The 21,524-nt window shown below is 57.8% G+C and carries 22 protein-coding genes; 17 read left to right on the plus strand and 5 right to left on the minus strand.

The window, feature by feature from the left end; translation table 11 throughout:
* The first annotated feature begins 103 nt into the window (after positions 1-103).
* Genes FEZ62_RS20850 through FEZ62_RS07175 form a run of 8 tightly spaced genes read left to right on the plus strand, consistent with a single transcriptional unit; the run spans position 104 to position 6,638 of the window.
* A complete protein-coding gene (locus FEZ62_RS20850) occupies positions 104-895 on the plus strand; it encodes an energy transducer TonB (protein ID WP_172927254.1) in 792 nt (263 codons plus the stop codon).
* Between the two features lie 20 nt (positions 896-915).
* The gene (locus FEZ62_RS07145) at positions 916-1,986 is read left to right on the plus strand and encodes a ChuX/HutX family heme-like substrate-binding protein (protein WP_172927255.1); all 1,071 of its coding nucleotides are present in this window, start codon (positions 916-918) and stop codon (positions 1,984-1,986) included.
* A gap of 1 nt (position 1,987) precedes the next feature.
* Entirely contained in the window at positions 1,988-2,629 is a 642-nt protein-coding gene (locus FEZ62_RS07150) for a MotA/TolQ/ExbB proton channel family protein (protein WP_090515511.1), read from the plus strand.
* On the plus strand, positions 2,626-3,054 hold the full coding sequence (locus tag FEZ62_RS07155; protein ID WP_172927256.1) for a biopolymer transporter ExbD: 429 nt from the start codon (positions 2,626-2,628) through the stop codon (positions 3,052-3,054). The genes FEZ62_RS07150 and FEZ62_RS07155 overlap by 4 nt, the downstream gene beginning before the upstream one ends.
* Before the next feature lie 25 nt (positions 3,055-3,079).
* Complete coding sequence (locus tag FEZ62_RS07160) at positions 3,080-3,934, plus strand: ABC transporter substrate-binding protein (RefSeq protein WP_242454914.1); 855 nt, start codon at positions 3,080-3,082, stop codon at positions 3,932-3,934.
* On the plus strand, positions 3,931-4,968 hold the full coding sequence (locus tag FEZ62_RS07165; RefSeq protein WP_172927258.1) for an iron chelate uptake ABC transporter family permease subunit: 1,038 nt from the start codon (positions 3,931-3,933) through the stop codon (positions 4,966-4,968). The genes FEZ62_RS07160 and FEZ62_RS07165 overlap by 4 nt, the downstream gene beginning before the upstream one ends.
* Positions 4,968-5,735 carry a heme ABC transporter ATP-binding protein gene (locus FEZ62_RS07170; RefSeq protein ID WP_172927259.1) on the plus strand — a complete coding sequence of 256 codons (768 nt, stop codon included), beginning with the start codon at positions 4,968-4,970 and terminating at the stop codon, positions 5,733-5,735. The genes FEZ62_RS07165 and FEZ62_RS07170 overlap by 1 nt, the downstream gene beginning before the upstream one ends.
* 9 nt (positions 5,736-5,744) lie before the next feature.
* On the plus strand, positions 5,745-6,638 hold the full coding sequence (locus tag FEZ62_RS07175) for a ChaN family lipoprotein (protein ID WP_172927260.1): 894 nt from the start codon (positions 5,745-5,747) through the stop codon (positions 6,636-6,638).
* A 410-nt stretch (positions 6,639-7,048) separates the two neighbouring features.
* On the opposite strand, the gene FEZ62_RS07180 is transcribed toward FEZ62_RS07175, so the two are convergent.
* From FEZ62_RS07180 to FEZ62_RS07190, 3 genes are all read right to left on the minus strand, one after another.
* Entirely contained in the window at positions 7,049-7,846 is a 798-nt protein-coding gene (locus tag FEZ62_RS07180; RefSeq protein WP_172927261.1) for a cyclic nucleotide-binding domain-containing protein, read from the minus strand.
* Between the two features lie 102 nt (positions 7,847-7,948).
* Positions 7,949-8,221: a TfoX/Sxy family protein gene (locus FEZ62_RS07185; RefSeq protein WP_069897924.1), complete on the minus strand. Its 273-nt coding sequence runs from the start codon at positions 8,219-8,221 to the stop codon at positions 7,949-7,951.
* 267 nt (positions 8,222-8,488) lie between these two features.
* Positions 8,489-10,048, minus strand: coding sequence for a bifunctional aminoglycoside phosphotransferase/ATP-binding protein (locus tag FEZ62_RS07190; protein ID WP_150547577.1), 1,560 nt, complete (start codon positions 10,046-10,048; stop codon positions 8,489-8,491).
* 117 nt (positions 10,049-10,165) lie between these two features.
* Here FEZ62_RS07190 and mrcB point away from each other — a divergent pair, with 117 nt between their 5' ends.
* Genes mrcB through FEZ62_RS07205 form a run of 3 tightly spaced genes read left to right on the plus strand, consistent with a single transcriptional unit; the run spans position 10,166 to position 13,561 of the window.
* Positions 10,166-12,487, plus strand: coding sequence for a penicillin-binding protein 1B (mrcB, locus tag FEZ62_RS07195; RefSeq protein ID WP_172927262.1), 2,322 nt, complete (start codon positions 10,166-10,168; stop codon positions 12,485-12,487).
* A gap of 16 nt (positions 12,488-12,503) precedes the next feature.
* The gene (locus tag FEZ62_RS07200) at positions 12,504-13,232 is read left to right on the plus strand and encodes a tetratricopeptide repeat protein (RefSeq protein WP_090515496.1); all 729 of its coding nucleotides are present in this window, start codon (positions 12,504-12,506) and stop codon (positions 13,230-13,232) included.
* Positions 13,232-13,561, plus strand: a complete 330-nt coding sequence (locus tag FEZ62_RS07205; protein ID WP_150547575.1) for a YqcC family protein — start codon at positions 13,232-13,234, stop codon at positions 13,559-13,561. The genes FEZ62_RS07200 and FEZ62_RS07205 overlap by 1 nt, the downstream gene beginning before the upstream one ends.
* 12 nt (positions 13,562-13,573) lie before the next feature.
* Here the strand turns inward: FEZ62_RS07205 and FEZ62_RS07210 are convergent, their stop codons facing one another.
* The gene (locus FEZ62_RS07210) at positions 13,574-14,017 is read right to left on the minus strand and encodes a DUF4124 domain-containing protein (protein ID WP_172927263.1); all 444 of its coding nucleotides are present in this window, start codon (positions 14,015-14,017) and stop codon (positions 13,574-13,576) included.
* 407 nt (positions 14,018-14,424) lie between these two features.
* Here FEZ62_RS07210 and FEZ62_RS07215 point away from each other — a divergent pair, with 407 nt between their 5' ends.
* Positions 14,425-16,149 carry an acetolactate synthase 3 large subunit gene (locus tag FEZ62_RS07215; RefSeq protein WP_069898531.1) on the plus strand — a complete coding sequence of 575 codons (1,725 nt, stop codon included), beginning with the start codon at positions 14,425-14,427 and terminating at the stop codon, positions 16,147-16,149.
* A 2-nt stretch (positions 16,150-16,151) separates the two neighbouring features.
* Positions 16,152-16,643 (plus strand): acetolactate synthase small subunit, encoded by a 492-nt coding sequence (ilvN, locus tag FEZ62_RS07220; protein ID WP_069897919.1) that lies wholly within the window; start codon positions 16,152-16,154, stop codon positions 16,641-16,643.
* A 55-nt stretch (positions 16,644-16,698) separates the two neighbouring features.
* Here ilvN and ilvY read toward each other — a convergent pair whose 3' ends face one another.
* On the minus strand, positions 16,699-17,580 hold the full coding sequence (ilvY, locus tag FEZ62_RS07225; RefSeq protein ID WP_090515490.1) for an HTH-type transcriptional activator IlvY: 882 nt from the start codon (positions 17,578-17,580) through the stop codon (positions 16,699-16,701).
* A gap of 125 nt (positions 17,581-17,705) precedes the next feature.
* Between ilvY and ilvC the strand changes: the two genes are divergently transcribed.
* The 4 genes from ilvC (at position 17,706) to msrQ (ending at position 21,383) form a co-directional block, all read left to right on the plus strand.
* Complete coding sequence (ilvC, locus tag FEZ62_RS07230) at positions 17,706-18,722, plus strand: ketol-acid reductoisomerase (RefSeq protein ID WP_069897917.1); 1,017 nt, start codon at positions 17,706-17,708, stop codon at positions 18,720-18,722.
* A gap of 148 nt (positions 18,723-18,870) precedes the next feature.
* Positions 18,871-19,686: a CDP-diacylglycerol--serine O-phosphatidyltransferase gene (gene pssA, locus FEZ62_RS07235; RefSeq protein WP_069897916.1), complete on the plus strand. Its 816-nt coding sequence runs from the start codon at positions 18,871-18,873 to the stop codon at positions 19,684-19,686.
* Between the two features lie 60 nt (positions 19,687-19,746).
* On the plus strand, positions 19,747-20,760 hold the full coding sequence (gene msrP, locus FEZ62_RS07240; RefSeq protein WP_172927264.1) for a protein-methionine-sulfoxide reductase catalytic subunit MsrP: 1,014 nt from the start codon (positions 19,747-19,749) through the stop codon (positions 20,758-20,760).
* The gene (msrQ, locus tag FEZ62_RS07245; RefSeq protein WP_172927265.1) at positions 20,760-21,383 is read left to right on the plus strand and encodes a protein-methionine-sulfoxide reductase heme-binding subunit MsrQ; all 624 of its coding nucleotides are present in this window, start codon (positions 20,760-20,762) and stop codon (positions 21,381-21,383) included. The genes msrP and msrQ overlap by 1 nt, the downstream gene beginning before the upstream one ends.
* The last annotated feature ends 141 nt before the right edge of the window (positions 21,384-21,524 follow it).

Raw genomic sequence — 21,524 nt, forward strand, 5'->3', positions numbered from 1 at the left:
TTTTGTATTCACCTTGGATGGCAGGCGCAAAATGCTAATGGGATTGACATGCATATGCAAATGATTATCAAATGGATTTGAATTTAATAATTATGGCGTTGTCATGTTGCGTTGGCCGTTGTTTCTCCTGCTTTCACTGGCAGCCCATGTGGCTGCCAGTTGGCTTTTGCGTGAGCCGGTGCAACCGCTCACCGGCCAGCAAGGGGATGCGCCGCAAGTACTGCGGATCGCCGCGATTCAGTTGCAGGCCGCCGCCAAACAGGAGCCCGTCGCGCCGCCGCCCGCTCCCGCGCCAGAGCCGCCAGCGGCAGTTGCCACCGCCAAGCCTGAGCCTGTAGCCAAGCCAGCTGGCGAGCCTGCTAGCAAGCCAGCAGTCAAAATCCCGGTTGCGCCGGTGCCGGTGTCCAAGCCAGTAGTCGCTGCCCCCAAACCTGCTGTCGCCCAACCCAAACCCAAGCCAGTTGTAGCGCCTGAACCTGCGCCGCAAGTTGCTTCCGCCAGTTCGGCCCAGCCCTCTGCGCCGGAACAAGCCGCCGGTAAGGCAAAAGCATCGGCAACAGCCAAACCCGTTGCGGCGCCCGTGACCCAAAGCCCCGAGCCGGTAGAGGTGGTGAGCCATCAGCCGAGCTTTCTTCAGCCGCCGAAACCGCCGAGCTATCCCGCCACAGCGCGGCGCAGGAATCAGGAGGGCACGGTATTGGTTGAGGTGCGCCTTGATCGCAATGGTGCGCAGCGCGATGTGCAGGTGCTGCGCTCATCGGGGGTCAGCAGCCTTGATCAGGCGGCAGTGAAGGCGGTTTCAGGCTGGCGCTTCAAACCCGAAACAGTTGCAGGTCAGCCCGTGCCCAGCCGGGTGCAAATTCCCATCGCGTTTGCCCTTGCGGCGCGACGTTGAACAACAAGACAGGAGTGCTTATGCAAACGTTAACCAACACCGACGTGACTACAGCGAATTTGTATCAGGCCTGGCAGGCCTTGCGCCAAGCGCAACCGCGCCTGCGCGCCCGCGATGCAGCGGCTCATTTGCAGGTGAGTGAGGGCGAGTTGGTCGCCAGTCGTCTTGGCGTCGACGCCATCCGCCTGCGCCCCGAGTGGAAAACCTTGCTCCCGGCATTGGGTGAGCTGGGCTTTATCATGGCCCTGACTCGCAACGAGCATTGCGTACATGAACGTAAGGGCTTTTATCGTGATGTAACGGTGATGGCCAGTGGGCAGATGGGCTTGGTGGTGTCTGCCGATATCGACCTGCGCTTGTTCCTCGGCGGCTGGGGCAGCGTGTTTGCCATCGAAGAGCAAGCCGATAAGGGCGTGCAGCGCAGTATTCAGGTGTTTGATCGCCAGGGCATGGCGGTGCATAAAGTGTTCCTGACGCCCACCAGCAACGTTGAAGCGTGGGCACCGCTGGTGGCGCAGTTCCGCTGTGAGGAGCAGTCTGCCGATTTGCAATTGCAGGCGTTACCGGCCGCTCCAGAGCCGGTTGCCGATGAGCAGATTGATGTCGCTGCACTGCGCGATGGCTGGGCCAGCCTGCAAGACACTCACCATTTCTTCGCGCTGCTTAAAAACTACGGCGTTGCACGTACCCAAGCCCTGCGCCTGGCCGGACACCAATGGGCAGAGCCGTTGGCGACCAGCGCACTGCCGGAATTGTTTGAGCAGGCGGCAAGCGAGGCGGTGCCGATCATGGTGTTTGTCGGCAACCGGCACTGCATTCAAATTCACAGCGGGCCGGTGAACAACCTGCGCTGGATGGACACGTGGTTCAACGTGCTTGATGCCGATTTCAACCTGCACCTGAAAACTCTGTCGGTGCATGAACTATGGCGTGTGCGTAAGCCGAGCAGCGACGGCGTAATCACCAGCTGGGAAGCGTACGACGAAAACGGCGAGATCATCGTGCAGTTGTTTGGGGCGCGTAAGCCCGGCGTCCCTGAGTTAACTGCCTGGCGTGATATCGCCGAGCGCTGCCCGCGCCTGGAGGCCTGAGATGCTTGCCCTGCTGCAGAACATGGGGCCGCTGGCGTGGCCGTTGGCGCTGTGCTCCGTCATCGCCTTGATGTTGATCCTTGAGCGGTTGAGCGTGTTTCTGCGCTTGCCGCCCTTGAGCGTCTCTGCCGGCAAGGCAGCCGTAAGTGCGTGCCGCGACTGCGATAAACAGGCGTGCCACGGCGCCGTGCGCGGCTGGCGATATGGCCTGGCCTTGCTGCTGGAGCACAGTGCGGCACCCAGCCAGCAGCGTGAAGAGGTGCTCGGTTGCTGGCTGCTGGAGGAGCGTCGCAGGCTTAATCGCCAGTTACGCCTGCTGCAACTGATTGCGGTGCTTGCGCCGATGCTCGGGCTGTTGGGGACCGTGCTGGGCATGCTCGAAATGTTCGCCAATATTGCCGGACAAGATCGCCCCGTGACCCCCGCTTTGCTCGCCGATGGCTTATGGCAAGCCCTTTACACCACGGTGTGGGGCCTGTTGATTGCGATCCCGTCAATGGCCGCTGGCCAAGGCTTCGCGCTATGGGCGGAGCGGTATCTGGAAGCTGTGCAAAACCTGCTCAATCGCTGTCATCTGGCGATTGATGGCCTGAATCTGGACCTCACGCCAAGTGCATCCCGTGTGCAGTGGGCGCTGCCATGATTCGCCTGGCACAGTCATCACCCAGCGGCGTCAGTTTGCTGCCTGATCTGACGCCGCTGCTTGATGTCATCTTTATTGTCTTGGTGTTTTTCCTGCTCACCGCGCAAACGCCGCTGCTTGAGTTGCCCATGCAAATGGCGCAAAGCCAGGAGACGCTTGAGCCGGCTGTTGCGAGCGGTGAGCGGATGCGCCTCCAGCTCGATGAACAGGGTAACTGGCGGTTTAACACCACCGATTACGACAGTTTTGCGGCGCTACGCAGCCAGCTATTGAGCAACCTCGGCGAAGTCAAAGCAGCAGGGCTGGACATCGCCCTCGATCGCCGAGCGCCACTGACTACATTTCTCGACCTGATGGCCATGCTCCAGCAGCACGGCATTGAGGACAGTCGAATTCTATTGGAGCCTGTCAAAGATGCGCCTTAGTCTTTCTATATTGTTGAGCCTGATCATGCCGGCCGCCGCGTTCGGCGCTGAAACCTTGCCGCAACGCTGGCTCAGCGCCGGCGGCTCGTTAACCGAGTGGGTTGTGGTGTTGGGCGGTGAGAGCAAGCTGGTTGGCGTCGACACCACCAGTCAGCACCCTGCAACAGTGACCAAATTACCGAGCGTGGGTTATCAGCGTCAGCTGTCTGCTGAAGGTATCTTGTCGCTCAATGCCGACGTGCTGGTCGGCACGGAAGAGATGGGCCCGCCGCCGGTGCTTGAGCAACTGAGTGCGGCAGGGGTGCGCATCGAAACCTTGTCCGCCAAGTCGGATGTAACCGTACTTGAGCGTAATTTGCAGCGCCTTGGCAGTTTGCTGGGCGATGAAGCCAAGGCGCAGCAAGTGTTTGCGCACTACCAGCAACAGTTACATCGCCAGGCACAATGGGTGAGCGCCGCGCAAAGCAAGCAGGCGGCCCCACGGGTATTGTTGCTGCTGGGTAATGCTGGCGGTAATCCAATGGCGGCTGGTGTTGATACCGGTGCGAATTGGCTGATCGAGCAGGCGGGTGGTCACAACGTAGCGACTCACGCCAGCTATAAAGGTATATCCAATGAGGCCTTGCTGGCGCTCGACCCTGAGGTCTTGATCGTGGCAGACCGGCGCCTGCGCGGTGATGAGGCCAAGCAAGCGTTGCTGAAAAGTAACCCGGCGCTAGCGGCCACTCGCGCGGCAAAGGCCGGGCGTATTGTGGTGCTGGACCCGACGCTGTTAGTCGGTGGGCTGGGGCCGCGTTTGCCGGAAGGGCTGGCGGCCTTGTCTGCAGCCTTTTATCCTGCCAGCCAACCTTTGCTTGTTGAAGCCCACGCCAACTTATGAATCCAGTCCTTCGACCGCGCTCACTGTTCATCGCACTGGGCGTATTGCTAGCACTCGCATTCTTCTTGTCCCTCGCACTGGGGCCAGTCAGCTTGCACCTGCTAGACAGCTTGCAAGCGCTGTTACGGCTGGTTGGCGTACCGGTAGGCGACGACACGCTAGAGCAGGCGCAATTGATTATTGGCCAGATTCGTATGCCGCGGACGCTGCTCGGATTATCGGTGGGCGCGGTATTGGCGTTGTGCGGCGTGGCCATGCAAGGGCTGTTTCGTAATCCGTTGGCCGACCCCGGTTTAATAGGAGTTTCCAGCGGCGCGGCACTCGGTGCGGCCATAGCGATAGTCGGCGGCAGCTTGTTCGGCGGTATTCCCGAAGCGTTCGCGCCGTATTTGCTTTCAGTGTTTGCCTTCGCCGGCGGGCTGGGCGTCACTGCGCTGGTTTACCGGCTCGGCAGACGTGACGGCCAAACCAGTGTGGCGACCATGCTTTTGGCGGGCATCGCGCTCACAGCATTGGCGGGTGCGGTGATTGGTTTGCTCACCTATCTGGCTGATGATGCGACCCTGCGTACGCTGACCTTCTGGAACTTGGGCAGCCTCAATGGCGCCAGTTACGCACGACTCTGGCCGTTGCTGTTGGTCACTTTTGCGGTGGCCTTATGGTTGCCACGTCGGGCTAAAGCGCTGAATGCGCTGTTACTGGGTGAGTCGGAAGCGCGGCATCTGGGGTTTCCGGTTGAGCGGGTCAAGCGTGAGCTGGTGTTCTGTACTGCTCTCGGCGTGGGCGCGGCGGTAGCTGCAGCGGGGATGATCGGCTTTATCGGCTTGGTGGTTCCGCACTTGGTGCGCTTGCTGGTCGGGCCGGATCATCGCGTGTTGCTGCCAGCCTCGGCGTTGGCGGGCGCCAGTTTGCTGCTGTTTGCCGACCTGATCGCACGCCTGCTGTTGGCCCCGGCTGAATTGCCGATTGGGATTGTCACCGCGCTGATTGGTGCTCCGTTCTTTATTTACCTGTTGTTGCGGGGGCGTGCCTGATGCTACGCGCAGACTCAATAAATGTGCAGCGCGGTGATACCCGCGTGCTTGAGCAGGTCAGCCTTGAGCTGGTGCCTGGCCAAGTGCTGGGCGTGCTTGGGCCAAATGGCGCGGGCAAAAGTACATTGCTCGCAGCGCTTTGCGGTGAGCTGGCGGTTTCAGCCGGTTCGGTGAAGCTCGACCAGCGCGAGTTAAGCGACTGGCAAGGTGTAGAGCGAGCGCAGCGTTTGGCCGTATTGCCGCAATCGTCCACGCTCAATTTTGCTTTCAAGGTCGAAGAAGTTATCGGCATGGGGCGTTTACCGCATGCCACCGGGCGTGAACGCGATCAGCAAATCATCGGCCAGGCACTGGCTGCGGCAGATGCGCAACATTTACTCGGGCGCAGTTATCTGGCGCTGTCGGGAGGCGAGCGTCAGCGGGTCCATCTGGCGCGGGTGTTGGCGCAACTTTGGCCTGGTGGAATAGGCCAGACGTTATTACTGGACGAGCCGACCTCGATGCTAGATCCCTTGCACCAACACGTTACCTTGCAAGCCACCCGCAGGTTTGCTGAGCAAGGTGCAGCCGTGATGGTGATTCTGCATGACCTGAATCTGGCTGCGCGCTATTGCGATCGCTTACTGTTGCTTGAACGCGGCGTGCCGCGTGCTTTGGGCAAACCTGAAGAGGTGCTGCAGGCCGACTTGCTGCAATCTGTATTCGGGCTCGAAGTGCTGGTGCACAAGCACCCAGAGCGCGGCCATCCGCTGATTATTGCTCGCTAAGGAGTTCGCATGCGTATAGCTATCACGTTACTTTTGCTGTTCTTGGCGGGTTGTCAGTCCATGCGCCCAACAGTCCCTGCGGTTCCTGACTGGCAGAGCCCGCAAGGGCGCGAGCATGCTCAGCTCGGAGTGATTATTGATCTGCGCAGTGGTCAGCAGATCAGCCCTCAACAACTGGTTGATGAGCTGGCAACGGCCGGGCATGTACTGGTTGGCGAGCAGCACGATAATCCTGATCATCACGCCTTGCAGCTATGGTTGCTCAAAGCCCTGGCTCAGTACCGGCCAACTGGCAGCCTGTTGCTGGAAATGCTTACCCCAAGCCAGCAGGGGGCTGTGGACAGCAGCCGCGCTGCGACTCAAACCAAGCAGCCACCGGCAGATTTAGCCAAGGAGTTGAGCTGGAAGGAGGGCTGGGACTGGAGCTACTACGGGCCGATCGTGCGCTATGCCTTGACGCAGCCGTATCCGTTATTGGCAGCTAACCTCGATCGTGAAGAAATCATGGCGGTGTATCGCCAGCCTCCGCCGTTGGTTGGCTCAGCTTCTACCGCTGCCAGCGTGCGCACAGCGCTGCAGGATGACATTCGTGAATCGCATTGCGGGCTGCTGCCAGAATCGCAAATGCCGCCGATGTTAGCCATTCAGCAGCAGCGTGACCGGCGCATGGCCGAGCAGATTAAAGCCGCACCACAGCCCAGCATCCTGTTTGCCGGGGCCTTTCACGTGCGCCGTGACCTGGGTGTGCCGCTGCATCTGCAAGACCTTGGCGACAGCGCGCAGACCCGTGTGCTGACGTTGGCAGAAGTAGGGCGCACGGTGACCGCTCAGCAGTCCGACTTTGTCTGGTACACCGCCGCCACGCCAGAGCAGGACCATTGCGCGAAACTGCGTAAGCCATAACCTAGCCCCCACGGCGAGCAATTCGTCGTGGGGTTGCAGCACTTCATAGCAACTCTGCGCAATCAGCTACCCATTCCGATCTCATTAGCACAGCTTGCACGCAGAAGCGTCTTGCCGCCCTAACGTGACTTGCGCGCTCGCGGGTTGCGCCACACCTTCGACAACTCAGATACCGAAGCGATTGCGGGGTGGATAAATCGCAGGCAAAAAAAGACCCGGCAAAGTGCCGGGTCAAAAACCGTGATTAGCCTGATGAGGAGATAATCTGAAGAGTCCGACTGAAGGTCTCTTGAGCTTATCAGCTGATCTCGCGACCAGTTGAGTTAATAATAACAATTATCATTTGCGTGTCAACAGTCTAATGCGATTTATTCTCAATTAAGTTTTTGGGCTGTATTTCAGCGCGTGTTTTACTTGAGCGCCGCGGCGCGCAACTGGGTGATTTCCTTGTTCAGCAGGTCAATGCGCCGGGCCATGCTCTCGACCAGACTGTGGGCGATGCGCGGATTGTTATGCATCAGGCTGATGAACTGATCCTTGGGGATGACCATCACCGTGCAAGGCTCGACGGCCGTAATCGTCGCGCTGCGTTTTTCCTCGGTGAACACGGCCATGGCGCCAAAGATTTCATCTTTTTTGACATCGCCAACCTTGTGCCCGTCGACATAGGCGTCGGCCTGGCCTTCGATGATGATGAACACGTCGTCAGCATCATCGCCCTGATGCAGTAATTCTTCACCTGCAGCAAAGTTGAGAAAGCCAGTGGCCGTGCGGATTTCTGGCTGCTTGAGGCATGCCAGCGCCTCGCAGAGTAAAACGGTGTGGCCGATCAGGTATTGCAGGAATAACTCCTGACGCTGTTCGTCGGCGTGAATATGCTTGAGCACATCGCTTCGCGAATAAGGGCGCAATGTCAGTGGGTCGTCGCTGCTGTAATGGGTCGGCGGGAACTCGATGTTCTGGCGCAGGCCGATCAGATCTCCTTGCTGTAAGTAGAACAGCGGGTGTTGATCGACAGCGGCGTGTAACAGACCGCGCTCAATCAGGTACAACTGAGAGCCCGGTAGTTCTTGCAGGAGGTCGTCGCTGCGCTCCAGCGCTATTGATGGGCCGCTTGCATTGAGACCCGCAAGCAACTGGGTGGGAATCTGCTGCAACTTCCTGATGAGTTGTTCGGCGTAGATCGGTTGTTCACCGAGTAGGTACATGAGTGCAATTCCTTGGCTGGCTGGCGGACGAATGCCCTGACTTGAGCAAAACGATAGGCGTCCACAGTCAGCAGGTAAATCTCTCACGCCGGAGGTTGTGAGCTAGCTCTTATTGCGGGTCACAGGGTCGTCCAACTGTCCGCTCAGCTCGGCTTTTAGCGTCGGAGGTAGTTGACTCCAGTGCACATCAAGGAGTGCGCCTTCAATTGCATAGAGCAACACTTTCGAGGCGCGAAAACCGCGTGCACGCACCGCCCGGTAAGCGCTGACGGCGCCAAGCCGGCGTAAATCGTTGGCACTGTGAATTCCCGAGGCATGCAGCCATTGTGCTGAGGTCTTGCCGAGATTTTTCATCTGCTGCAATTCATCGTTCATTGCGCCTCCGTGCGTCGCCAAGCGTACGTGTTGGGGAAGAGGAACGGTGCTTACCCATTAAGTGTAGCGGCCAATCGCGCAGGTGTGGCTTTTTGCTATTGCCGGCTCTCACCGAAAGGCTGGGGGCAGCGTGAAACTGGCAAAGAGCTGCTTGAGGCAGGATTTTTAGAGGCGGTCGAGATGTTGCCAAAGTTGGCTTGGAGGGGCTTGATCTGAGGAGGGGAGCGCCGGGGCAGATTCTGCCCCCGGCGCTAAAGTGCGATTGAATCAGAGGCCGGGCAGGCGTTGGCGGATGCGGGCCACCAGCCCATCGAGGCTAGCGCTGCTGTTGGTTTCAACCAGCTTGCTGTGAACGCGCTCTTCTTCGGTCAAGGCTTCTCGGTTGGCTTGCTGCGCCTGCACGACTTCCAGTGTGGCGTCGGATGGGTCCTGTCCTTCAGCTTGGCGCTGTGCGAGCCAGCCGGCAATTACTTGCTCCGGAGCCTGGCAGTCGAGAATCAGGAACGGCACGCCGGTTTCCTCGGCAACACTGCAAGCCGCTTGGCGCTGCGCTTGCTTGAGATAAGTCGCATCGACCACAACCGGGTAGCCGGCATGCAGCGCGGCGCTGGCCAGTTTGTGCAAATGTGCATAAGTAGCTGCAGAGGCGTCGGCGGTGTAAATGCCGCTGTCCAATGCGTTGCCGTCAGCCTGCTGCTCACCGAACAGGCGCTTGCGTTCGACATCCGAGCGCAGGCGAATGGCGCCCATTGCTTCAACCAAACGCATGGCGACCTGACTTTTCCCCACCGCAGACACGCCATGCGTGATAGCCATGAAACGCGACGGAATAGCGCTGTAGCTCTCGGCTAAGGCGGCATAACGGCGGTACTGGCGCAGGATCACGGCGCGTTCAACTGCGCTTTGCTCCTGACCCAGACGGAACAAACTGACCTTGCCACGCACCATCGCGCGATATGCCTTGTAGAAATTCATCAACTCCAGCGCGGCGTAATCGCCCGTGTGCTCAAGCCAGCCGTTGACGAAACGTCGCGCCAGGCACTTGAGACCACGGTCTTCAAGGTCCATGGCCAAAAAGGCGGCATCAGCGGTGATGTCGGTCAGGCGGAACGGCTCGTTGAACTCAATGCAGTCAAACAACGTGACCTGGCCATTGAATACGGTGGCATTGCCAAGATGCACATCCCCGTGGCATTCACGGATAAAGCCGTCAGCTTTGCGTGAGGCGAGCAGAGGCTTGAGGCGCTCATAACTGCTTTCGGCCCAGGCCTGCAATGCATCAAGCTGCTCAAGATCAGCTTTGTCGGTGAGCATCGCGCGGGCTTGCTCGAAGTTCTGCATCACCGGCGCCATCGCCGCTTCTGCTGTACCCAGTTCATGCTCTTGCGGCACGCGCGGGGCGCTGAGGTGGAAGTCTGCGATGATTTTCGCCAAGGCGTCGATGTGCTCTGTGCCCAGCTCGCCGCGTGCCTGCAACTCGCCGAGCAGTTGGCTTTGCGGGAATTGGCGCATTTGCAGCACGTATTCGATGGGCTCGCCTTCGCCGTTCAACTGCGGGGCCTCGACGCTACCGGTAATCGGCAGCACTTGCAGGTAAAGGTCTTTGGCCAGACGCTGATTCAGGCGCAGCTCTTCGTTGCAGAAGTGTTCGCGGGCGCTGAGTTCGGTGAAGTCGAGGAAACCGAAGTTGACCGCTTTCTTGATCTTGTAGGCGTATTCGCCCGTCAGAATTACCCAAGAAATATGAGTCTCGACGACCTCGAAGGCCTCCACCGGATGGGGAAAAATAGCAGGGTTCTGCAGGGCTGCAATCAGGGCTTGGCTCACGGTTGATCCTTGGCGTGAATTCATAAAGTAGTGGCTCATTATGGCCGCTACGGACGGCGCTGCAAACTACTCAGCGGTGCCTGCTTGTGTGCAACAAAGTGCGTATAATGCCGCGCCATGACTCGACCTAAATCCCCCCGTACCCGTTCTAAACGCCGTAAAACCCGTGGCTCGCGCCCCTGGCTTGGCTGGGCTGTAAAGCTTGGTCTGGTTGGGCTGGTAGTCTTTGCCGGTTTTGCGGTTTATCTCGATGCGGTTGTTCAGGAGAAATTCTCCGGCAAGCGCTGGACTGTGCCGGCCAAGGTTTATGCCCGGCCGCTGGAGTTGTTCGTCGGTGAAAAACTGTCGAAAAACGACTTCCTCAAAGAGCTGGATGCCTTGGGCTACCGGCGCGAGAACAGCGTATCCGGCCCCGGCGCTGTGTCGGTTAACGGCAACAGCATCAATCTGTATTCCCGTGGTTTCCAGTTTTACGAAAGTGCCGAGCCTTCGCAGAAGGTCAATGTGCGTTTCTCGGGCGATTATGTTGCCGGTCTGAGCCAGGTCGGCGGTGGCAAACTCTCGGTTGCACGCTTGGAACCCTTGCTGATTGGCGGCCTGTATCCGGCGCATCAGGAAGACCGGGTGCTGGTCAAGCTGGACCAAGTGCCGCCTACGCTGATCCAGACACTGGTCGCAGTTGAAGACCGCGACTTCTTTGAGCATCACGGTGTGTCGCCCAAGTCGATCGCCCGCGCCGTTTGGGTGAACGCCTCGTCAGGTGCATTGCGCCAGGGCGGCAGTACGCTGACTCAGCAGTTGGTGAAAAATTTCTACCTGACCAACGAGCGCAGTCTGACGCGTAAAGCCACCGAAGCGATGATGGCGCTGTTGCTGGAACTGCATTACGACAAGAACGAAATTCTTGAGGCGTACTTCAACGAAGTGTTCCTTGGGCAGGACGGCAACCGTGCGATCCACGGTTTCGGTCTGGCCAGCCAGTACTTTTTCAGCCAGCCAATTGCCGAGCTTAAGCTTGATCAGATGGCGCTGTTGGTAGGCATGGTCAAGGGTCCGACGTATTACAACCCACGCCGCCATCCTGAGCGTGCAACGGTTCGGCGTAACCTGATTCTCGACATGCTGGCCGAGCAGGGCGTGGTTTCTGTCGAGGAAGCAACGGCGGCCAAGGCGCGTCCATTGGGCGTGACCAGCAAAGGCAGCATGGCCAACAGTTCATTCCCGGCATTCCTCGATCTGGTCAAACGCCAATTGCGCGAAGACTACAAAGAGGCTGACTTGACCGAGGAAGGGCTGCGTATCTTCACCAGCTTCGACCCGATCATGCAGATCAAGGCCGAAGAGTCGCTCACCGGCACGCTCAAGCGTCTGTCCGGGCGTAAAGGTGTGGATCAGGTTGAGGCCGGTATGGTCGTCACCAATCCGGAAACCGGTGAAGTGCAGGCGCTCATTGGCAGCCGTCAGCCGGGTTATGCAGGCTTCAACCGCGCGTTGGATGCGGTGCGTCCGATCGGCTCGCTGGTTAAACCTGCGGTTTACCTCACGGCGCTGGAGCGTCCGAGCGAATACACCCTGACGACCATGATGGAAGATAAAGCCTTCTCGGTTAAAGGGCAGGACGGCCAGGTATGGAGCCCGCAAAACTACGACCGTAAGTCGCATGGACGGATCTATCTGTACCAGGGGCTGGTCAACTCTTACAACCTGTCGACTGCCAAGCTGGGCTTGCAGGTTGGCGTACCGAATGTACTGAAAACCTTGCAGAGGCTGGGTATGCAGCGCGAATGGCCGGCTTATCCGTCGATGTTGTTGGGTGCCGGTAGCCTGAGCCCGATGGAAGTGGCGGATATGTATTCAACCTTGGCCAACGGAGGTTTCAATACGCCGTTGCGCGGGATTCGCAGCGTGTTGACCGCAGAAGGCGAGCCGTTGAAGCGCTATCCCTACAAGATTCAGCAGCGCTTCGATCCGGGTGCAATCTACCTGCTGCAAAATGCCATGCAGCGAGTGATGCGCGAAGGCACCGGGCGTTCGGTTTACAACCAGTTGCCGCGCTCGTTGAATCTGGCTGGCAAGACCGGTACCAGTAACGACTCGCGAGACAGCTGGTTTGCAGGTTTTGGCCAAGATCTGCTCGCGGTCGTCTGGTTGGGACGTGACGATAACGGCCCAACGCCGCTGACCGGCGCAACGGGTGCATTGCAGGTGTGGACCAGCTTTATGGCCAAGGCCGACCCGCTGCCGCTGGATATGCCGCAACCGGATAACGTGGTGCAGGCATGGGTTGATCCGAAGACGGGACAGGGTTCCGATTCGAGTTGCCCGGGTGCGGTGCAGATGCCGTATATTCGTGGCAGTGAGCCAGTAGCCGGTTCTGCGTGCGGAATTCAAGCGCCGGTGGACTCTGTTATGGATTGGGTTCGTGGCTGGATAGAATAATTAAAGAGGGTTTGATGTGACTAAGTGGTTGATACCGGCTTTTACAGCGTCCCTGGTTTTGGCGGGTTGCTCCAGCGTACCGCGCGGGTCGATCCCGGTGGTTGATTCCGGTACTTCGGCCTCGGCCAACCGGATGGATAACGTCAAGGTCTATGGCTCGTCCAATGGCCAGCAAGGTTCTCAGGCGCAAGCTCAGGCTCAGGCGATCCCTGAAGATTCTGGCGTTGTGGTCATGGTGCCGGGCGGCGTGGGCGGCTCAATGCCGCTGGATACCTCATCCGCGCCGATCAGCAGCCAGCCAATACAATCCGAGCCGATTCAGATGAACTCGACTCAGGGCGATAACACGCCGTCGACCAGCAGTGCGCCAAGCATCAGCAGCTCGACGCAGAGCGCAGGTGGCCTGGCCGCAGATGAACAGTTGGACGGCCCGGTTCTGGCGCTGCTGACCACTGCTCAACAGCAGCAGGCAGGCGGTGACTTGAATGGCGCGGCATCGAGCCTTGAGCGTGCCCAACGCATTGCTCCGCGTGAGCCGCAGGTTCTATACAACCTGGCTCAGGTGCGTCTGGCTCAGGGTGACGCTGCGCAGGCTGAGCAATTTGCCCGTCGTGGCCTCAGCTATGCCAGTGGACGTCCGGCGTTGCAGGCCAGTTTGTGGGATTTGATCGCGCAGTCCCGGCAGATGCAGGGCGATGCGGCAGGTGCAGCGCAGGCACGTGAGCGGGCCAAGGTTAATCTCTGATGGCCGTGCAAATAGCCGAGGTTGCCGAGTGCTTGTTGCTCATTGAGCGCGAAATGCGGGTTCAGCAGCTCTGGTCGGTCGAGCCGCCCAGCGCTGAGGCCATGGCCAGTGTTACGCCGTTTTGCGTCGACAGCATGCCATTCGAGCAATGGCTGCAGTGGATATTCGTGCCGCGCATGAAGATGATTATCGAGGCGGGCGCCGCTTTGCCTAGCGCGTCAGGAATTCAGCCGATGGCTGAACAGGTTTACGGAGAGAGCAATCCGCAAACCCGTGGTCTTCTCAAGTTGCTCGGCGAGTTTGATCAGCTGATCAGCGACGCCAACTGACCCTGAGTCCGCTTAATTGCAGTTTTCGCTGATGGCCTTCTTGGCCTCGGCGATACGCTGCTGGCGCTCATCTTCGCCCAAACGGCGTACTTCTCCGTCGATCTCAGCCCGCAGACGTGGGTTATTCTCGAGTTGAGCCAGGCTGGTACGCACTTCGGTGCAGTACTGCTTGCGCTCGGCGGCTTTGGCGGCCACTTCAGCTTTGACCTTCTTGTCGATCTCGGCCTGTTCCGGGTTGGCGATGCTGTCGAACGTCGGCACCTCTGGCTTTTCTGGTGCCTGCACCGGCGCGCTGGCCGGGGTGTTGGTGTCGATTGTCGTCGCCTGCTGCCCGGCTGGCGGTTGCGCCCCGAAATGCGTCATACCCTGCGCATCGACCCACTTGTAAACCTGGCTGGCCATCGCCGAAGTGCTCATGATGAGCAGCAGGGTGCTGGTTAAAAATACGTGGCGCATGTTGAATCCTTAATTCGAACTGTCAGAGCTTGGAATAACTATAACCGTAATCTGTAGTTGCCCATGCTGCGCTATGTCACAACAGAAGTTTGTATATTCTGTCACGGATTACTTGACTTGCAGCGCTCTAATCCCGAACAATCCCACGCTCGCTGTAGTGGAGTCCGCCGCAAGCAGGCTTTAGCTCAGTAGAGATGAGGTGCACACCCGCGCCGACTTGTTACACCCGCAACGCGTTACCTCGCGCTGGGTGGGAAAACCCCGCAACACTTTGGGGCGTTCCCAATACTTGCTCAGTAGTAGCTGACGTAGTCGGCGACCACCGTCGCTCATGCTCTGCTTGGCAGTAAACCTATTTCAAACCGCCTTCTTCCTTGGCGGTTTCTGGCGTTTTAGAGGTGAACAACGTGGAGCTTTTATCCGGCGCTGAAATGGTCGTCCGCTTTTTGCGTGACGAAGGCGTTAAGAACATCTATGGGTACCCAGGCGGTGCCTTACTGCACATTTATGATGCCCTGTTCAAAGAACCTGAAGTGAACCATATTCTGGTTCGCCATGAGCAGGCGGCTACCCACATGGCTGATGGCTATGCACGCGCGACCGGTAAAGCCGGCGTGGTGCTGGTGACTTCCGGCCCGGGTGCAACCAACGCCATTACCGGTATTGCTACTGCCTACATGGACTCCATTCCGATGGTAGTTCTGTCGGGTCAGGTTCCTAGCAACATGGTCGGCACCGACGCGTTCCAGGAAACCGACATGATCGGTATTTCGCGGCCAATCGTGAAGCACAGCTTCATGATCAAGCACGCCTCGGAAATTCCGGAAGTGATGAAAAAAGCCTTCTACCTGGCTGAGTCCGGTCGTCCTGGCCCTGTGGTTGTCGATATCCCGAAAGATATGACCAACCCGGCTGAGAAGTTCGAATACGTTTATCCGAAGAAAGCCAAGCTGCGTTCGTACAGCCCGGCGCTGCGCGGTCACTCCGGGCAGATTCGCAAAGCGGCTGAGATGCTCATCGCGGCAAAACGCCCGGTCATCTACAGCGGCGGCGGCGTGATCATGGGTGGCGCATCTGCTCCGCTCACCGAGCTGGCGCAAATGCTCAACACCCCGGTCACCAATACCCTGATGGGTTTGGGCGGCTACCCAGGTACCGATCGCCAGTTCCTTGGCATGCTCGGTATGCACGGCAGCTACACCGCTAACCTGGCCATGCACCACGCGGACGTGATCTTTGCGGTTGGCGCACGCTTTGATGACCGTGTTATCAACGGCGCGGCCAAGTTCTGCCCGAACGCAAAAATCATCCACGTCGACATCGATCCGGCGTCTATCTCCAAGACAATCAAGGCCGACGTGCCTATTGTTGGCCCGGTTGAAAGCGTGCTGACCGAAATGGTCGCGATCCTCAAGGAAATCGGTGAAACCCCGAGCAAAGAGGCGCTGGCCAGCTGGTGGAAGCAGATCGAAGAGTGGCGCGGCAGCCGTGGCATGTTCCCTTACGAGAAGGGCGATGGCAGCATCATCAAGCCACAAACCGTTATCGAGACACTCAGCGAAGTAACGCACGGCGATGCATTTGTGACCTCCGACGTAGGTCAGCATCAGATGTTCGCGGCTCAGTACTATCGCTTCAACAAGCCTAATCGCTGGATCAACTCTGGCGGTCTGGGCACCATGGGCTTCGGTTTCCCCGCGGCCATGGGCGTTAAGCTGAGCTTCCCGGATGATGACGTCGCCTGTGTAACGGGTGAGGGCAGCATCCAGATGAACATTCAGGAGCTGTCGACCTGCTTGCAGTACGGTTTGCCGGTGAAAATCGTCAACCTGAACAACGGCGCGCTGGGCATGGTGCGTCAGTGGCAGGACATGAATTACAACAGCCGTCACTCGCACTCCTACATGGAGTCGTTGCCTGACTTCGTCAAGCTGGCAGAGGCTTATGGCCATGTCGGCATGCGCATCACTGATCTGAAAGATCTGAAGCCGATGATGGAAAAGGCGTTCGCCATGAAAGATCGCCTGGTATTCCTCGACATTCAGGTCGACACCAGTGAGCACGTCTATCCGATGCAAATCAAAGACGGTGCAATGCGCGACATGTGGCTGAGCAAGACGGAGCGGACCTAATCATGCGACACATTATTTCCCTGTTACTGGAAAACGAACCGGGCGCTTTGTCCCGTGTGGTTGGCCTGTTCTCGCAGCGTAACTACAACATCGAAAGCCTGACTGTGGCGCCGACCGAAGATCCGACCTTGTCGCGTCTGACGTTGACCACGGTTGGCCATGATGAGGTGATCGAGCAGATCACCAAAAACCTCAACAAGCTGGTTGAGGTGGTCAAGCTGGTTAACCTTTCAGAGAGCGCTCACATCGAGCGTGAACTGATGCTGGTCAAGGTCAAGGCTACCGGTGCTCAGCGCGCCGAAGTCAAACGCACCACGGATATCTTCCGCGGGCAGATCGTCGACGTAACCAGCAGTGTCTACACCATTCAGTTGGCAGGCACGAGCGACAAGCTGGACAGCTTCATTCAGGCCGTAGGCACCGCCTCGATTCTGGAAACCGTGCGCAGCGGTGTTACCGGTATCGCCCGTGGCGACAAGGTTCTGAGCATCTGATTGCGCTGCACTAAAGAAGCCCCGCAAATTTTGCGGGGGTTTTTTTGCCTGCCATTTAATGCTGGCGATTCCAGAACGCGTTGATCAGCGGCTCTTTCAGGTGTTTTTCAAGGGCAAACAGGCCGATGTCGTAAGCGGTGAGGGGCGGTTGAATATCGTAGGTGCGGATGCGTGCGCTAAGCGGGCTGTTGTCGAGCACAATTTGCGGGACCACGCCAATGCCAAAGCCCAGGCTGACCATGCTGACGATGGCCTCGTTACCGCTTACCTGAGCGTAAATCCGGGGCTTGATGCTGTGATTTTTGAGCCAGCGATCGGTTCGTGTTCGCGCCAGCCCTTCTTCCGAGAGAATCATCGGCACATCACGCCAACTGGCTGCGCTCGGGTGCTTAACTTGCTCCTCAGTTAAAAGCTGAGGCGATTGCGGGCCAATGAAGCGCAGCGCCGAGCGGGCAATCGGCTGAAAGGCCACGCCCGTTGGCAGGCTGTCGGGTCGCGCGCCGATGGCAATGTCCTCGAGCCCTTCCTGGATACGCTCAACCGCTTTCGCCGCGTCCCCGGTGTGCAGCTTCATTTCGATGCGCGGGTATTCCTGGCGAAAGCTGCTCAAAATATCGTAGAGAAAGCTGTAGCTGGCCGTGACCGAGCAATACAGTGAAAGCTCACCTTGCAGAATCAATTGATCCTGTTTGAACGACTGGCGCATGGTCTGCCAGCCGCTTATCACCTCTGTGGCGTACTCGCGAAACTGCTGGCCCTCGCGGGTGAGGCGAACGGAGCGGTTATCCCGGAGAAACAACTGAGTGCCAAGTTCGTCTTCAAGCTGCTTGATACTGCGGCTGAGAGCAGACGGGCTGACATGATGCTCGCGGCTGGTTTTGCCGAAGTGCAGGTTGTCCGCAAGGGAGAGGAAAAGAATAAGCGAATGGCTGTTCATGTGTATTTCATATATCGGCATGTTGTGTTGCAAATATATCATTTTACGCAATGGGGGAGGTCGCATAGACTGGCCACGTAGCGGTGCTTGCACCCACCCCTTTTTCGATTAGAAGAGCCAAGAACATGAAAGTTTATTACGACAAAGACTGCGACCTCTCCATCATCCAGGGCATGAAAGTAGCCATCATCGGTTACGGTTCTCAGGGCCACGCTCAAGCGTGTAACCTGAAAGACTCGGGTGCGGACGTGACCGTTGGTCTGCGTAAAGGCTCTGCTACCGTTGCCAAGGCTGAAGCCCACGGCCTCAAAGTTGCTGACGTTGCCACTGCTGTTGCCGGCGCTGATCTGGTAATGATCCTGACTCCGGACGAGTTCCAGTCGCAGCTGTACAAGCAAGAAGTTGAGCCGAACATCAAGCAGGGCGCGACCCTGGCTTTCTCCCACGGCTTCGCGATTCACTACAACCAGGTTGTTCCGCGCAGCGACCTCGACGTGATCATGATCGCGCCGAAAGCGCCGGGCCACACCGTGCGTTCCGAGTTCGTCAAAGGCGGCGGTATCCCTGACCTGATCGCTATCTATCAGGATGCTTCGGGCAACGCCAAAAACGTTGCACTGTCTTACGCTTCGGGCGTGGGCGGTGGCCGTACCGGTATCATCGAAACCACCTTCAAAGACGAAACTGAAACCGACCTGTTCGGCGAGCAGGCTGTTCTGTGTGGCGGTTGCGTTGAGCTGGTTAAAGCGGGCTTCGAAACTCTGGTTGAAGCTGGTTACGCGCCAGAAATGGCTTACTTCGAGTGCTTGCACGAGCTGAAGTTGATCGTTGACCTGATGTTCGAAGGCGGTATCGCCAACATGAACTACTCGATCTCTAACAACGCTGAGTACGGCGAATACGTTACAGGTCCGGAAGTTATCAACGCCGAATCGCGTCAGGCTATGCGTAACGCTCTGAAGCGCATTCAGGACGGCGAATACGCCAAAATGTTCATCCAGGAAGGCGCTGCCAACTATCCTTCGATGACTGCTTACCGTCGCAACAACGCTGCTCACGGCATCGAAGTTGTTGGCGAGAAGCTGCGTTCGATGATGCCTTGGATTGCAGCGAACAAGATCGTCGACAAAGCCAAGAACTAAGGCTTTTTGCGACAGCGAAAAACGCGGCCAATGGCCGCGTTTTTTCGTTCTGTAGCCTACTTCTGGTATAAAGCTTGATCTTTAAGCGTTGTCTGGCTGTTTCAGACAAGGCCAAATGAATATCTTAATCCGTTGCAAGGTGCAGTTCATGAACGAGCGTCCCGAAGAGCAAGGCCCTACTCCTGAAGAGGAAAGTCTGCTGCCAATCGATGAGCACATTGAAGAAGGGCACGATGCTGAGGGCCGTAAGGTCCGTCACCGCGGCATCTATCTTTTGCCGAACCTCTTCACCACCGCCAACCTGTTTGCCGGTTTTTACGCCATCATCAATGCAATCAACGGCAACTTCTATGTGGCGGCGGCGACTATTTTCGTGGCCATGGTGCTCGACAGTCTGGATGGGCGCGTCGCGCGTCTGACCAATACGCAAAGCGCGTTTGGTGCTGAATACGATTCGCTGTCCGACATGGTCGCGTTCGGCGTGGCGCCGGCAATCATCGCGTTCGAGTGGGCGTTGGGCAGTTTGGGTAAGGTCGGCTGGATGGTTGCATTCATCTATGTCGCCGGTGCTGCATTGCGTCTGGCACGCTTCAACACTCAAATCGGCAGCGTCGATAAGCGCTACTTCATCGGTCTGGCCAGTCCGGCAGCCGCCGGTGTGGTGGCGGGAACGGTGTGGGCATTCAGTGACTTCGGTATTGAAGGCTCGAACATGGCCTTTGTGCTGGCTGTACTGGTAGCGGCCGCTGGCATGTTGATGGTCAGTAACATCAAATATCACAGCTTCAAAGATCTCGACCTCAAGGGGCGTGTGCCGTTTGTGGCGATCCTTGCTGTGGTGCTGGTGTTCGCGGTAGTTTTCAGCGACCCACCGCGGATCTTGCTGATTATCTTCCTGGCTTATGCGTTCTCTGGCCCGGTGCAATATTTGTTGCAATTGCGTCGCCGTAAAACAGCCAAGTGATGTAATTTCTGTCAGGCTCCGCGGTCTACTCGTCTTACTACTGGTAGCTGCGGAGTCCTCATGCTGATCAAGCTTCCCCCTGCGTCTGCTTGCAAAGAGTCAGACGTCACCCCCGAGTCAATTTACTTATCGCGGCGCAAGTTTGTTGGCGGCTCAATGCTCGGGCTGGCGGCTACGGCTATGCCTGTGTTGGCGCGTGCCGAAGATGCAGCCCGTTACGCTGGGGTCGAGCCTGCAAAGGCGCCGGCCTGGTTTCAGAACAAGCTTTCGAGCACGCAATGGCAGGCTGTTGTAGCCAAGGGCGAAACCATCACGCCTTATGTCGATGCGACCCAGTACAACAACTTCTATGAGCTTGGCGCCAATAAAGGCGACCCAAAGGCCAATGCGGCTGCACTAAAGACCGAACCCTGGACCGTAGTGGTCGATGGCGAAGTGGCTAATCCCGGTCGTTATAACCTCGAAGACTTCATACAACCTCATCAACTTGAAGAGCGCATTTACCGGTTGCGCTGCGTAGAGGCGTGGTCGATGGTGGTGCCGTGGCTGGGGATTCCGCTGTCTGCGCTGCTCAAACAAGTCGCGCCAACCAGCAAAGGCAAGTTCGTTCGGTTTGAGACACTGGTCGACCGCGAGAACCTGCCGGGGCAAAAATCCAGCTTCGGGCTTATCGACTGGCCTTATGTGGAAGGGCTGCGTATTGATGAGGCGATGAATCCGTTGGCGATTCTGGCGGTCGGTATGTATGGGCGCACGCTGCCCAATCAAAATGGCGCACCATTACGTTTGGTGGTGCCCTGGAAGTATGGCTTCAAAAGCATCAAGTCGATTGTGCGCATCAGCCTGGTTGAAGAGCAGCCGAAAACCACCTGGCAATCACTGGCCGCCGATGAGTATGGTTTCTACGCCAACGTTAATCCGAGCGTCGACCATCCGCGTTGGACGCAAGCGCGTGAACGGCGTTTGCCGAGTGGTCTGTTTAGCCCGAATGTTCGCGATACCCTGATGTTCAATGGTTATGGCGATGAAGTTGCCTCTCTCTACAGTGGCATGGACCTGCGAGTTAATTACTGATGCGTTATCCGCTTTGGCGTTTTCTGGTGTTTGTCGTCATTGCAGCTGTGCCGCTGTATTGGTTTTATCAGGCCTGGCTGTTTGCGCTCGGCCCGGATCCGGGCAAGACCTTGGTGGATCGACTGGGCTTGGGCGTTTTGATTCTGCTGTTTATCACCCTGGCGATGACGCCGCTGCAGAAGCTGACAGGCTGGGCGGGTTGGATTGCAGTGCGCCGGCAACTAGGGCTGTGGTGCTTTGCTTATGGGGTGCTGCATCTCACTGCGTATAGCGTGTTCATTCTGGGGCTGGACTGGGCGCAGTTCGGGGTAGAGCTAAGCAAGCGCCCTTACATAATAGTAGGGGCGCTGGGCTTTCTCGGTTTGCTGGTGTTGGCGATTACCTCTAACCGCTACAGCCAGCGCCGTTTAGGCAGGCGTTGGAAGAAGTTGCATCGCGCTGTATATGGCATCCTCGCGCTGGGCTTGCTGCACATGCTCTGGGTTGTGCGCGCAGATCTCAAAGAGTGGAGCCTGTATGCCTTGATTGGCGTGTTCCTGATGGTTCTGCGTATTCCGGCGGTAGCTAGGCGTTTACCGCTCATTCGCTCTAAATCAGCCGGTACTGCAATAAATCCGCAATAAACCCTTGACGGCAAAACTGAGGTGCCTATAATGCGCACCTCTTCCGGCGTCGACCTCTCGGAAAACTTCTTAGAAAACAAGAAGTTAACTTAAAAAGAGGGATTGCAAAACAGCGAAAGCTGTGTAGAATGCGCCGGGCTC

The sequence above is a fragment of the Pseudomonas sp. MS19 genome, assembly GCF_013277615.1.
Taxonomy (GTDB): domain Bacteria; phylum Pseudomonadota; class Gammaproteobacteria; order Pseudomonadales; family Pseudomonadaceae; genus Aquipseudomonas; species Aquipseudomonas marincola.

What these genes read in the sequence shown, in the direction of transcription:
- FEZ62_RS07155 (WP_172927256.1), top strand. Translation starts at nt 2,626, where the DNA reads ATGATTCGCCTGGCACAGTCATCACCCAGCGGCGTCAGTTTGCTGCCT.
- FEZ62_RS07180 (WP_172927261.1), bottom strand. Translation starts at nt 7,846, where the DNA reads ATGTACCTACTCGGTGAACAACCGATCTACGCCGAACAACTCATCAGG.
- FEZ62_RS20850 (WP_172927254.1), top strand. Translation starts at nt 104, where the DNA reads ATGTTGCGTTGGCCGTTGTTTCTCCTGCTTTCACTGGCAGCCCATGTG.
- FEZ62_RS07175 (WP_172927260.1), top strand. Translation starts at nt 5,745, where the DNA reads ATGCGTATAGCTATCACGTTACTTTTGCTGTTCTTGGCGGGTTGTCAG.
- ilvC (WP_069897917.1), top strand. Translation starts at nt 17,706, where the DNA reads ATGAAAGTTTATTACGACAAAGACTGCGACCTCTCCATCATCCAGGGC.
- pssA (WP_069897916.1), top strand. Translation starts at nt 18,871, where the DNA reads ATGAACGAGCGTCCCGAAGAGCAAGGCCCTACTCCTGAAGAGGAAAGT.
- ilvN (WP_069897919.1), top strand. Translation starts at nt 16,152, where the DNA reads ATGCGACACATTATTTCCCTGTTACTGGAAAACGAACCGGGCGCTTTG.
- ilvY (WP_090515490.1), bottom strand. Translation starts at nt 17,580, where the DNA reads ATGAACAGCCATTCGCTTATTCTTTTCCTCTCCCTTGCGGACAACCTG.
- FEZ62_RS07160 (WP_242454914.1), top strand. Translation starts at nt 3,080, where the DNA reads ATGCCGGCCGCCGCGTTCGGCGCTGAAACCTTGCCGCAACGCTGGCTC.
- FEZ62_RS07205 (WP_150547575.1), top strand. Translation starts at nt 13,232, where the DNA reads ATGGCCGTGCAAATAGCCGAGGTTGCCGAGTGCTTGTTGCTCATTGAG.
- mrcB (WP_172927262.1), top strand. Translation starts at nt 10,166, where the DNA reads ATGACTCGACCTAAATCCCCCCGTACCCGTTCTAAACGCCGTAAAACC.
- FEZ62_RS07165 (WP_172927258.1), top strand. Translation starts at nt 3,931, where the DNA reads ATGAATCCAGTCCTTCGACCGCGCTCACTGTTCATCGCACTGGGCGTA.
- msrQ (WP_172927265.1), top strand. Translation starts at nt 20,760, where the DNA reads ATGCGTTATCCGCTTTGGCGTTTTCTGGTGTTTGTCGTCATTGCAGCT.
- FEZ62_RS07185 (WP_069897924.1), bottom strand. Translation starts at nt 8,221, where the DNA reads ATGAACGATGAATTGCAGCAGATGAAAAATCTCGGCAAGACCTCAGCA.
- FEZ62_RS07145 (WP_172927255.1), top strand. Translation starts at nt 916, where the DNA reads ATGCAAACGTTAACCAACACCGACGTGACTACAGCGAATTTGTATCAG.
- FEZ62_RS07150 (WP_090515511.1), top strand. Translation starts at nt 1,988, where the DNA reads ATGCTTGCCCTGCTGCAGAACATGGGGCCGCTGGCGTGGCCGTTGGCG.
- msrP (WP_172927264.1), top strand. Translation starts at nt 19,747, where the DNA reads ATGCTGATCAAGCTTCCCCCTGCGTCTGCTTGCAAAGAGTCAGACGTC.
- FEZ62_RS07210 (WP_172927263.1), bottom strand. Translation starts at nt 14,017, where the DNA reads ATGCGCCACGTATTTTTAACCAGCACCCTGCTGCTCATCATGAGCACT.
- FEZ62_RS07170 (WP_172927259.1), top strand. Translation starts at nt 4,968, where the DNA reads ATGCTACGCGCAGACTCAATAAATGTGCAGCGCGGTGATACCCGCGTG.